The sequence below is a fragment of the Psychrobacter sp. FME5 genome, assembly GCF_014861375.1.
Lineage (GTDB): Bacteria > Pseudomonadota > Gammaproteobacteria > Pseudomonadales > Moraxellaceae > Psychrobacter.
The window spans coordinates 1-10,243 of the sequence record NZ_RRYX01000104.1; the positions used below are offsets into that span (position 1 = coordinate 1).

Sequence of the window (10,243 nt, forward strand, 5' to 3'; positions counted from 1 at the left end):
TCAATTACGAGCCGCTTAATTTAGTTTATGGTGACAACTAGCTTGAAAAACTCCGTTATTGTTACATTTTTTTATTATTATCTTAATTATTTTTACTAATAGCGGAGTGAAATTATATAGAAAGCACATTATGATAAATGACTCCTATTCGTTTACAAATGCTATCTTACTTAGCCCTGCTTTACTCGCTGCAGCCAGTACTTGAGCAACGGTGTCATATTTACTGTCTTTATCTGCCCGCAGTTGTACCGATGGATCTTTACCAGCATCATTTTGTTGTTGTAAACGCCTCTCTATTTCTTCCATACTAATAGGATCGCTATCCCAAAAAATACCAGCATCTTTATCAATACTGATTTGGATTACTTCAGGTGGCTGGTCATTGACTAACGCACTAGTTTTGGGTAAATCGAGCGGTACTGTTGGATTCAATACAGTCGCTGTTAATAAAAAGATAATCATTAATACCAACATGATATCAATCAGTGGAATGAGATTCATCTCATTCATACTTTGGACGTCATCATCACCTAACTGAAATGCCATAATATTCTCAATCATGTATCCGTCTTATATAAAGTCATAAACGTTTGCTTTTTTTAACAAAAGCTATGTAGCCCTAGCGTTTATAACCGTTTTATGAATGAAAGCTAGAACTGCTACTGTTGATAAGCCTCTTGTTTATCAGTATAAATACTACTATTGCTATGAGCACTCTTACTACCAGTGACATTAGTAGTTATACCCTGCTTTTCAGCTACATTATGAAGCTCCATTGAAGGTTGCATTGCTGCTAAATCAACAGACTGCGCTAATAAATCATGGGCTCTATCATTGGCATGGTACATTACCCGTCTATTGATACGTACGGCAAGGTTATAAAACACCACTGCTGGAATTGCGACGGCAATACCGAGACCTGTCATAATGAGCGCCTCGCCAACTGGCCCTGCCACTTGTCCAAGTCCTGCTTGCCCACTGGTACCGATGTTATGTAACGCGTGAAAAATACCCCACACTGTACCAAATAACCCAATAAATGGCGCGATCGCTGCAGTTGTGCCTAAAATAGGTAGGCCGCGTTCGCTAGCAAAACGGTAACGCCCGATATGCTTTAATAATGCTTGCTCAATGACTAATCGACGCATAGCAGCATCAGAGTTATTCACAGCTGAACGTTTTATCTCAACCTGCTGACTCAAATCATCAGCAACACAGGCGGCCAATTTTCGGCTTTGTAATATACGAATAATACCAGTTACCCAAGAGAGCACCGATAAGACCAATAGCAAGAAAAACAAGCTTTTGGTCACCAAATCGCTATATTGCCAGTAGCTTGTAAAGTCCATATCAGACTCCTTAATAGGTTATGTAATCATATAAGTTCGTTGCGAGTACCGCATATCGACTTATCATGAAAAATTATAAATAGTGATGCTTTGAAAATAATAGACTTGGTAAATAACTAACTTTTACGGCACTGCATAACTGATGGGTAAAGTCACATTACCCACCACTGGTACGCCATGTTTCGTAAAGGGTTTAAATTTACCAGAACGTACTTGTTGCTGAGCTTCTCTATCGAGTGTAGCGTTGCCAGAAGATTGCGCTAAGCTCACATTATCAATGCCGCCTTGCTTATTAACTTGTAATATCAAGACCACCCTAAAGGTTTCGCCTGATTTAGCAGCTCGTCTGGCACGAGCAGGAAAACTAAAATTCGGTGCTGAGGCCCAGTTAGCGTTAGTGGCAGTAAAATTGACGGGGGTATTACTTGCGGCGGCGGCTTGTTGATTGGCTTTCTCACGAGCAGCGGCTTGTGCGGCTTCTCTTGCAGCTTTAGCATCGGATTCGGCTTGCGCTTCACGATCTGCCTTTGCTTTGGCATCCGCTACAGCCTGAGACTCTCGCATAGCTTTGGCATGCGCTTGTTGAGTAGCCTTTTCAGCCTGTGCTGCCAATATCTTACGTTCGTTATCGGCTGCTAAAGCGCTTTCTTGAGCTGCTGCGTCCGATTCTTGTGATCTTATTGGTTGTTTGATGACAGGCTTGTCCTTTACTATTTTTGTTGTCGTATTTATTGTCGTAGTAGGTTTAGTGCCGACTTTAGGCTTTGCTGTCTCTTTTTTCACCACTGGTTGCACTGCTTTTTTAGGCTCTGGTTTTTCCTCAGCTACGCTAACAGATTGTGGTTTAGGGGCTTTAATAGGTTCGACTTCTGCGACTGCCGTCACCGGCTCTGCAATTGTCGTAACTTCTGACACCAACTGTATTTCTATAGGCGGCGTTATTTTAAGTGGCTTAATAGTAGTCACAGGGGTTTTGACCATCACCAATACAATTGCCGTCATCAAATGTATTGCGACAACACAACCCATAACTGTTGATGTTAATTTAAGTGATGGCACATTGAAACTTGTTGAACTCATATCAGTCTAATAAGCTTATGAAATAAAACTGTAATGATAATGCAAACGATAACTATTATCAATAATATTAATAACTATATTTCTGATATTAATTTTCGCTTACGAATCATCCTCTCTATCTAAATAGGTTTAAGTTGAAAGCTGACTAGAACGAAACTACTAGCTGAAAATTGTTACATAGTTAAATATCTCAACCTATTAAACTAAATAATGACAATCATTCTCATTGATATACACTATTAACTCCTTTACTATAATCGCTGCTCACCTTTTCGACTTCTCAGAGAATCGAACTAAGCACTAACCCTGAAGGCAAATTAATTGCGAAAAGCTCCGTTATTAATGCAGCTACACAGGCTTTTTACTAGCTATCCTATATTTTGCAGTCATTTGAATAATCAACTTTCTATAGTTTGTAATATTATGAGTCACTTATGTTTACTACTTTACTTCCTATACTAGTACCTGTATTCAAGCGCCCTTTATTAACAACTATGATAGCGACATTAGTAGCCACAGCCATTTTAACTGGCTGTGGCTACTAATAATGGCGTGTCTGCCACTACTATAAAAGTTGATACCGTAAAAGGTGAAGTAAGCTTTTAATCATTAACGAATAATAAGAACAATACCATGCAAACATTCGAACGTACGATGACTTTAGATAGCAAAAAAGCACGCTATTATGACCTGTCTGCTTTGGTTGATAATAATAAAAATACAAAGCTGCCTCCTGCGCATTTTTATGGAGGCAATGGCTTTACGACTGGTGTCTACCTACCACTATTAACCAAGCTTAGTGAGCAATTCACTATCACCAGTCTTGCTATGCGTGGCTATTGGTATGATTTACCCACTGTGAAGAAGCTAACCCGCGAACAAGATGCCGATATATTGATTGATTTTTTAGAGAATACACAGGATAAGCCTATCGTCGGTATTGGACATTCTCAAGGCGCGACTGCCACTGCCATTGCGGCGGCAAAGCGTCCCGAACTATTCTCACAGCTTTATTTAATAGAGCCTGTTACTTTTACCAAGTCACAGACCCTCATGATGAACTCGGTACCTAACGAGTTGAAGGTAGATCAAGAGCCTTTTAAAAGCACACGAGCCAAACAAGCGGATTGGGAAAGTATTGAGTCATATTACAACTATCTACGGGCACATCGCCCCTTCAAACGTATTGATGACAACAATCTTTATGTCTTTGCAAAGAACAGTCTTGTCGAAAATGAACAAGGTCAATATAGTCTGCTGTTTACACCTGAGCAAGAGATGGCAAGCTACTTTGATACCCCTTTCGTCAATGAAGCCTTAAAAGATCTGAACACTCTTGATGTCCCCTACACCACTATTGTTGGCAAACCTTCTATGTTTATTAGCAATGAGGTTCGTAAAGTTTGGGAAGATCTCGTCCCTGTTGAACGCATCATTGAGCTATCAGACAATGAACATCTTCTGCCAATGGAAGCACCTGAACAGTGTGCGACTATCATTATAAAAAGGTTCAGCAGTAATATACCCAGTTCTTCATAGCTACAAAGTAAAAAATATGTCTAGAAATAATCAATACATATGAACTACTGAGCCTCTTTAGGCTCAGACTTACTACTGGCATAAATAAAACAAAGTGCGATAGCTAAGCAAACCAAAGCCGCCATTCTACTGACCGAAAGGCTAATCGCCTCGTTACCCAACCAGCCAAAATTATCGATCAGTACGCTCATGCTCAGCTGACCAAAAATAACCGCTACCGTTGCCACTGCAGTACCAATACGCTGGACTGCAACCACCATAATGACGATATAAGGAACGCCACATAAGGCACCAAGCAGTTGCCATTTAGGGACATCCAACAACGTGAAAGTATGACTTGGCTCAAAAAAGAAAATAAGCAATGCAGTTACTACCGCACCCACAGAAAAGGTTAAAAAAGCACTTTTAAACACCCCAACATTGCCGCCAAGACGGCCATTCAATGCCGCTTGTACGCTCAAAGCCGCGCCGCCAATTATCGACAATACAATCATTAAAATAAGCATTGTTTTTTACCCCTGTGCCATAAAGATAAGTGCAGCAATAATAAAAAATAAAGCGATAATGCGTTTGCTGTCTATTTTTCGCTCCATAGTCTCAAACAAACCATAATGGTCTATGAGTAAACTCTGAAACACTTGCCCAGCCAGTATGCCAATCATCGTCAACGCAATACCAATGACCGGTGTCACCACGGTTAATACCACCACATAAACAGGACCTAAAATACCGCCAACCAGCAGTAAAGGGGGCTGTGAGAAAAAGGAAGGGCTATCTCGCGGACTAAAAAACAACATCAAAAAGAATGTCAGAGCAGCGCCAACGCCAAAAATACTCAACGTTGCCCACAGCTCGCCTACCTCACTTCCTAAAGGCCCCAATAATCCCGCTTCAACGGACAACCCCATGCCGCCTAAAACAACAATAAGTATTAATAAAATTTGCATAAAAAATTCCTAATGAGCAATGCGGCGTAGTGTACCGCAGCCTATACCCATTAAAAAACGCTATAATACAGAAATGACCTTTGCATAAGTTGCACAAATGAATACGGTAGATACGATCAATATAAAAACCTTGCTGTTTTTTATAGAGGTTTTTAATGCTCAAAACTTTTCTGTAGTGGCTCGAAAAGAAGGCGTGTCAGCTTCTAAAGTGTCTCGTATCATCAAACAGTTAGAAGACTCTTTAGGGCAACAGCTCTTTCATCGTAATACACGTGCTGTCATTCCAACTGAAGCGGGCCGTGTGTTTATGCGCTATGCACACTCCATGACCGAGAGCATGAGTGCAGCACAGCAGGAACTTCAAGATAGGACATTAGAACCGGGTGGTCTAATAAGAATCAACGCCCCTGTCTTTTTTGGACAACGGCATATCGCACCTTGGCTGCCACAGCTTAGTGCTCAATATCCTAAATTAAAGATAGATTTGACGTTAACGGATGACTTTATTGATCCTCATCATTACGCAACAGATGTTATTTTTAGAATCGGCACTCTAAATGACTCAGCCTTTCATGCGCGTATCTTTGGTGAGCAAACTTATCATCTTGCCGCTTCTCCGGAGTACATACGCATACACGGTAAGCTACAAACACCAGCAGATCTGATGCATCATAAATGCCTAGTATACAAAGGCTCAACAGGACCGAATCGTTGGCTTTTTAAAACAGGAAATGAAGATTGGACGCCATTCTTAGCGCCCGCCTTATTGATGTCTAATAATGCAGAATCTTTATTGGTATCTGCACTCAAAGGTATGGGGATTGTGCTTTTTCCAGATTGGCTCATCGGTGAGTATTTAAAGAGCGGCGAGCTCATTAAGCTATTGCCTGATTATGATACGGCAGTCAAAACCACACCTCAGCATGTCGCAGCTATTTACCCTAACACTCGCCATGTCTCTCTAAATGTAAGAACATTGATTGATTACTTTGCTAAGGTTTATGACCACCCTCTTTATTGGCAACTTGATTAAAAAGTGATAATTTAACTACAATAATTATTCCTACATCTTACGAGAAAAAGGTGGAATAAGAAGGAATTACTACGCTCGTTTTGTTTAGAAAACTAGGATGTCTCTTAATTACCAGATTAAGGTTTTTTTGGGTATACCTAACAAACCCTTGAATCGATTGAGCCTAATGGTTAGGCATTAAGCGCTTTGCTAAGATTTTAATATCGCTAATCTCAACAGGATCTAGTGACTTGGCATACCATAATGATCTGCGATTAGCTCAACAGTATGTGATTGGGCGTATCGCGAATAACCCTGAACAACCAACATGACCTCGTCGACACCTGTCTGCTCCTGAATATCCTCTAAACCTTTTGCGACCTCGGCAGCAGTGCCATGAAGGGTTTGATTAGTATACTGCTCAATAATCTGGCGCTCTTGTGAATTTCCTTGAAAAGCGGCTACTTCATCAGGAGGAAGTAGGGCAAAAGGCTTGCGCTGGAACATCCTTAACATTGCCATGGCAGAAGGAGTCGACTGGCGGCGAGCCTCTACAGGATCTTCATCCGCAATCGCTCCAATGCTGACCAAACTGTATGGCTTGGCTAGAAATTGTGATGGACGGAAATTCTCTCGATAAATGCGCATGGCATTTAGTATGTCGGCACTGCCAAACTGTAGCGCGAATGCATAAGGTCTGCCAAGCTGTGCTGCCATATGGGCTGAATAAGTCGATGAATCCAAGATCCAGACATCAGCAGCGGTCTTTGATGGTGGTACTCGGTTTTGCTGGGCTTGCCATGGACCTGGCACCGCATGAACCTCACTATAAGGATACTCTTTTGGAAAACTGTTTTCTAAAAAGCCCAACAATTCTGCGACTTGCTGAGGAAACTCATCGTTCGCCGCGTGATGACGACGCAAAGCTGACGCCGTTGCGCCATCCGTACCTGGCGCCCTTCCCAAACCCAGATAGATTCGTCCTGGCGCCATCGCATCGAGCATACCAAATTGTTCAGCGACCACCAAAGGCACATGATTCGGTAGCATGATGTTCAGACATCCAAAACCGCTCAAAGCCTCTTTTATCCGCCAGTTTCGCAAGAGCGATCATCTCTTGAATGGTGCCCTCTATCGTGTGACCAACACCCGTGAAGGCATTGTCGAGCACCGAAAGAACAAAAGGGGCGTTGCCAGAATTATTTGGAATATTCATAAACGATCTCAGTTATACCGTATTGATGATGTATGGCAACACACTTTGGGTATTGCCATACAAGGAAGGTTTGAAAAACGACTTATCTAAAACCAATTCTAGAATTTGTAGTACTGACCATCATCAGGAACAAGCGTACGTTGTTTATCCAGATGTTTTTCCTCAATAAAGCGGCGCAGCTCTGCTTTAGTTAGCGTGGCATGATTGACCGTATCCATATGCACGCTAATGATCTGGGCATTAGGCGAGAATTGATACGCACGGTATACATCGTCTTTGCCCATAATGATAGAATCATCGACAAAACCAGTCATCTTCGCATAACCTGTATTGAGGACGACCGCATCAGGCTTGTAGCGAGTCAGTGCATCTTCTACTTCCTTATCCCAAATGGTATCCCCTGCTACATAAACGGTCTTGTAGCCTGACTTCTGGAATACAATACCCATCGTTTTGCCAAGTCCTTCGGCAAGGGCTGGTATTTTGTACATTGCATCAGTACCGTGCTGTCCGATGGTTTTATTGATTCTAGTACCTTTAAACACAACGCCTTGCTCTGTTAATACTCTGACATCAGTAAAACCATCTTTACGCACGGTTGCCGCATCGGCTGCATCTTGGGTAAAAATTGGCATGTCACGAGGCACAAGGTTACGTGCGGCATCATCCCAATGATCAGCATGCAAATGGGTCAAAATAATGGCATCCGCCTTAAGTACCTCTGCAATAGACATTGGCAAATCTACCATTGGATAGCGGATTTCACTATGAACTGTATTTTCAAACCCTGGATAAGCGTTTTTAGCCGCTAGCATCGGATCCACTAAAAAAGTGGTGCCGTCATAATCAAGCTTGATCGTGGCATTACGGATTTGCTGAAATTGAACGGTGTTGGCAGCCGTCTGTTTTACCGCGTTAGAATTTGCTGCTGGACTAGCAAAGGTGGTACATGCGGTTAACAATATAACGCCACTTAACAGTGTGGTGCCGGTCAGCGATTTTACTATATTCATAATAGCTACCTTATTGAGGAAGTTCTTCTTAATGAGAATAGGGTTTAAGAGTCTATTTCATGACTAAATCACGATTTGATTAACAACTCTGGATTAACGCGCAATCCAAGTTTGGGTATCAATCACTTCGCCATATAGAAACTCAATCGCTGCCATGATGGTGGCATGAGCCTGAGCGGCGGGTACGGTCGTGCCATTAAATTCAAGATCAAGCGTGGCACATGCATCATGGATGGTGGTCGTGGTGTAACCAAAGTCCACCGCCGCACGAACGGTGGCATCCACACACATATGGCTCATGGCGCCAATCACGGTCACCTCTTTGATACCTTCTTTATCCAATAGCTCTTTCAGAGCAGTCTCACGGAACGAATTGGGGTAATGCTTAGTGATGACGGCTTCACCCTCTACAGGTTTTACTTTCTCATTGATCACCACACCATCGCTACCAGGCGTAAAGATTGGTGCATCAGCAGAAGGCATTTCATGACGAACATGAATGACGGTATGGCCTTTTTCTCTAGCAGACGCAATCACCAAAGCAGCATTATCAGCGGCTTCGTTAATACCTACGAGTGATAACTTACCTTGCGCGAAATACTCATTTTGGATGTCTACAACGATCAGTGCTTGTGTGTTCATGATAGTGCCTCTTTGGTTATGGAAGTGACTGTATAGACGTATATTTTACAATCACTGTGCTACACTAACGAGTGGCTACATCGACACATTAGAGGTTAATAACGACACATGAATGAAAAAAATAAGATTGAAATCGGCTTGGTCGTTTATGAGAAGGCACAAATGGCGGCCATCCTTGGTCTGACTGATCTGTTCGTCATTGCCAGTAAAATCGCCGCCAAGCGCCAAGATACAACTGATCTTCCTCTACAAGTGAGTCACTGGGAGATTAAAGATACTAATCTGCTGCCTACCTGCACTTTTTCTAGTAATCCCGATAGCGTTGGACAATTAGCGGCTGTCATTATCCCGCCAACGTTAGAGGCACCGATTGAACAACAAGCAGCAGCGTCTTGGCTGAACTGGCTGAGAGATCAGCATTCAGGAGGTGTAATCATGTCATCCGTCTGTGCCGGTGCTTTTTTATTGGGCGAAACAGGATTACTCTCCAAACGCAAGGCGACCACGCATTGGGGTTATGTAGAGGATTTTAAGCAGCGTTTCCCTGATGTCGATTTGGATGTGGATCGCATTATTATCGAAGACGGTGATATTGTGACCGCTGGTGGCGCAATGGCTTGGACAGATTTGGGACTGAGGATGGTGGATCGCTTTCTTGGCTCACAAGTGATGAATGAGACCGCTCGTGCGTTGTTAATCGATCCCTCAAGGCGCGAACAATGTTATTACAGCGCATTCTCGCCCAACCTCACCCATGGGGACGCGGCCATACTAAAGGTGCAGCATTGGCTACAAAAAACAGAAGCCAAGGATATTGATTTATCTACCTTAGCCAATTGCGCGCAGTTAGAAGAGCGTACTTTTCTACGCCGTTTTCATAAGGCAACGGGTATGACATCAACCGAATACTGTCAGCGATTACGCATCGGAGAAGCAAAAGATTATCTACAGTTCTCTTTAACGCCTGTCGAGCAAATTGCGTGGAAGGTGGGTTATGGTGATGTCAGTGCGTTTCGTAAGATATTTAAGCGCATTGTTGGTTTGACACCAAGTGAGTATCGACGGAGATTCAATACGAATAAATAATGAGATGTTTAGGCGGTGGCTGAGTTAAAATTATACACCAAGGGAACCACTTATTTCACCCTTCAAACCTATTAATAGACCACTTATAACAGATTGCTAAGCTCCTCATATTTACTAAGGCTAATTATGACCACATACATACTCGACACCGAAACTACAGGGCTTATCGAACCGCACATGACTGAAACAGCCGGTGGTGTTCTAAAAAGTATGCTGGCATCAGACGTAGCCATAATTGATGTAAAAGAACACCAAATCAAACACTTTAAAATGATTATCAAGCTTTTTTGAGAAGCAACAAGTCTTTCTAACCGCTCGTCTTAATCGGTGTCTAAGGCGACAGTTATTACCCTCTATAC

13 protein-coding genes are annotated in these 10,243 nt (G+C 42.4%); 3 read left to right on the top strand and 10 right to left on the bottom strand.

Annotation, left to right across the window (positions count from 1 at the left end; genetic code table 11):
* Positions 1-144: 144 nt before the first annotated feature.
* From EI161_RS11635 to EI161_RS11645, 3 genes are all read right to left on the bottom strand, one after another.
* Positions 145-546 carry an ExbD/TolR family protein gene (locus EI161_RS11635; RefSeq protein WP_192529620.1) on the bottom strand — a complete coding sequence of 134 codons (402 nt, stop codon included), beginning with the start codon at positions 544-546 and terminating at the stop codon, positions 145-147.
* A 113-nt stretch (positions 547-659) separates the two neighbouring features.
* Positions 660-1,349: a MotA/TolQ/ExbB proton channel family protein gene (locus EI161_RS11640; RefSeq protein WP_192529611.1), complete on the bottom strand. Its 690-nt coding sequence runs from the start codon at positions 1,347-1,349 to the stop codon at positions 660-662.
* 123 nt (positions 1,350-1,472) lie between these two features.
* Positions 1,473-2,429, bottom strand: coding sequence for an energy transducer TonB (locus tag EI161_RS11645; RefSeq protein ID WP_192529612.1), 957 nt, complete (start codon positions 2,427-2,429; stop codon positions 1,473-1,475).
* 633 nt (positions 2,430-3,062) lie between these two features.
* Here EI161_RS11645 and EI161_RS11650 point away from each other — a divergent pair.
* Positions 3,063-3,968, top strand: a complete 906-nt coding sequence (locus tag EI161_RS11650) for an alpha/beta fold hydrolase (RefSeq protein WP_192529613.1) — start codon at positions 3,063-3,065, stop codon at positions 3,966-3,968.
* Positions 3,969-4,012: 44 nt separating this feature from the next.
* On the opposite strand, the gene EI161_RS11655 is transcribed toward EI161_RS11650, so the two are convergent.
* Positions 4,013-4,474 (bottom strand): DMT family transporter, encoded by a 462-nt coding sequence (locus tag EI161_RS11655; RefSeq protein WP_192529614.1) that lies wholly within the window; start codon positions 4,472-4,474, stop codon positions 4,013-4,015.
* A gap of 6 nt (positions 4,475-4,480) precedes the next feature.
* Positions 4,481-4,915 carry a DMT family transporter gene (locus tag EI161_RS11660; RefSeq protein ID WP_192529615.1) on the bottom strand — a complete coding sequence of 145 codons (435 nt, stop codon included), beginning with the start codon at positions 4,913-4,915 and terminating at the stop codon, positions 4,481-4,483.
* Between the two features lie 97 nt (positions 4,916-5,012).
* Between EI161_RS11660 and EI161_RS11665 the strand changes: the two genes are divergently transcribed.
* Positions 5,013-5,948 carry a LysR family transcriptional regulator gene (locus EI161_RS11665; RefSeq protein WP_192529616.1) on the top strand — a complete coding sequence of 312 codons (936 nt, stop codon included), beginning with the start codon at positions 5,013-5,015 and terminating at the stop codon, positions 5,946-5,948.
* 222 nt (positions 5,949-6,170) lie between these two features.
* Here the strand turns inward: EI161_RS11665 and EI161_RS11670 are convergent, their stop codons facing one another.
* The 4 genes from EI161_RS11670 to EI161_RS11680 form a co-directional block, all read right to left on the bottom strand.
* Complete coding sequence (locus tag EI161_RS11670; protein ID WP_225735364.1) at positions 6,171-6,977, bottom strand: MsnO8 family LLM class oxidoreductase; 807 nt, start codon at positions 6,975-6,977, stop codon at positions 6,171-6,173.
* Positions 6,943-7,143, bottom strand: coding sequence for a hypothetical protein (locus tag EI161_RS14830; protein ID WP_225735365.1), 201 nt, complete (start codon positions 7,141-7,143; stop codon positions 6,943-6,945). The genes EI161_RS11670 and EI161_RS14830 overlap by 35 nt, the downstream gene beginning before the upstream one ends.
* A 98-nt stretch (positions 7,144-7,241) precedes the next feature.
* Complete coding sequence (locus EI161_RS11675; protein WP_192529617.1) at positions 7,242-8,156, bottom strand: MBL fold metallo-hydrolase; 915 nt, start codon at positions 8,154-8,156, stop codon at positions 7,242-7,244.
* A 93-nt stretch (positions 8,157-8,249) separates the two neighbouring features.
* Positions 8,250-8,798, bottom strand: a complete 549-nt coding sequence (locus tag EI161_RS11680; RefSeq protein ID WP_192529618.1) for a cysteine hydrolase family protein — start codon at positions 8,796-8,798, stop codon at positions 8,250-8,252.
* A gap of 108 nt (positions 8,799-8,906) precedes the next feature.
* Here EI161_RS11680 and EI161_RS11685 point away from each other — a divergent pair, with 108 nt between their 5' ends.
* Entirely contained in the window at positions 8,907-9,884 is a 978-nt protein-coding gene (locus EI161_RS11685; protein ID WP_192529619.1) for a GlxA family transcriptional regulator, read from the top strand.
* A gap of 219 nt (positions 9,885-10,103) precedes the next feature.
* On the opposite strand, the gene EI161_RS11690 is transcribed toward EI161_RS11685, so the two are convergent.
* On the bottom strand, positions 10,104-10,243 hold a 140-nt coding region (locus EI161_RS11690), incomplete at its 5' end, for an IS1 family transposase (RefSeq protein ID WP_192528726.1).

Excerpts from the sequence above, each read along its gene's own strand:
- EI161_RS11680 (WP_192529618.1), bottom strand. The coding sequence starts at position 8,798 with ATGAACACACAAGCACTGATCGTTGTAGACATCCAAAATGAGTATTTC.
- EI161_RS11670 (WP_225735364.1), bottom strand. The coding sequence starts at position 6,977 with ATGCTACCGAATCATGTGCCTTTGGTGGTCGCTGAACAATTTGGTATG.
- EI161_RS11660 (WP_192529615.1), bottom strand. The coding sequence starts at position 4,915 with ATGCAAATTTTATTAATACTTATTGTTGTTTTAGGCGGCATGGGGTTG.
- EI161_RS11650 (WP_192529613.1), top strand. The coding sequence starts at position 3,063 with ATGCAAACATTCGAACGTACGATGACTTTAGATAGCAAAAAAGCACGC.
- EI161_RS14830 (WP_225735365.1), bottom strand. The coding sequence starts at position 7,143 with ATGAATATTCCAAATAATTCTGGCAACGCCCCTTTTGTTCTTTCGGTG.
- EI161_RS11640 (WP_192529611.1), bottom strand. The coding sequence starts at position 1,349 with ATGGACTTTACAAGCTACTGGCAATATAGCGATTTGGTGACCAAAAGC.
- EI161_RS11655 (WP_192529614.1), bottom strand. The coding sequence starts at position 4,474 with ATGCTTATTTTAATGATTGTATTGTCGATAATTGGCGGCGCGGCTTTG.
- EI161_RS11665 (WP_192529616.1), top strand. The coding sequence starts at position 5,013 with ATGAATACGGTAGATACGATCAATATAAAAACCTTGCTGTTTTTTATA.
- EI161_RS11685 (WP_192529619.1), top strand. The coding sequence starts at position 8,907 with ATGAATGAAAAAAATAAGATTGAAATCGGCTTGGTCGTTTATGAGAAG.
- EI161_RS11645 (WP_192529612.1), bottom strand. The coding sequence starts at position 2,429 with ATGAGTTCAACAAGTTTCAATGTGCCATCACTTAAATTAACATCAACA.
- EI161_RS11635 (WP_192529620.1), bottom strand. The coding sequence starts at position 546 with ATGGCATTTCAGTTAGGTGATGATGACGTCCAAAGTATGAATGAGATG.
- EI161_RS11675 (WP_192529617.1), bottom strand. The coding sequence starts at position 8,156 with ATGAATATAGTAAAATCGCTGACCGGCACCACACTGTTAAGTGGCGTT.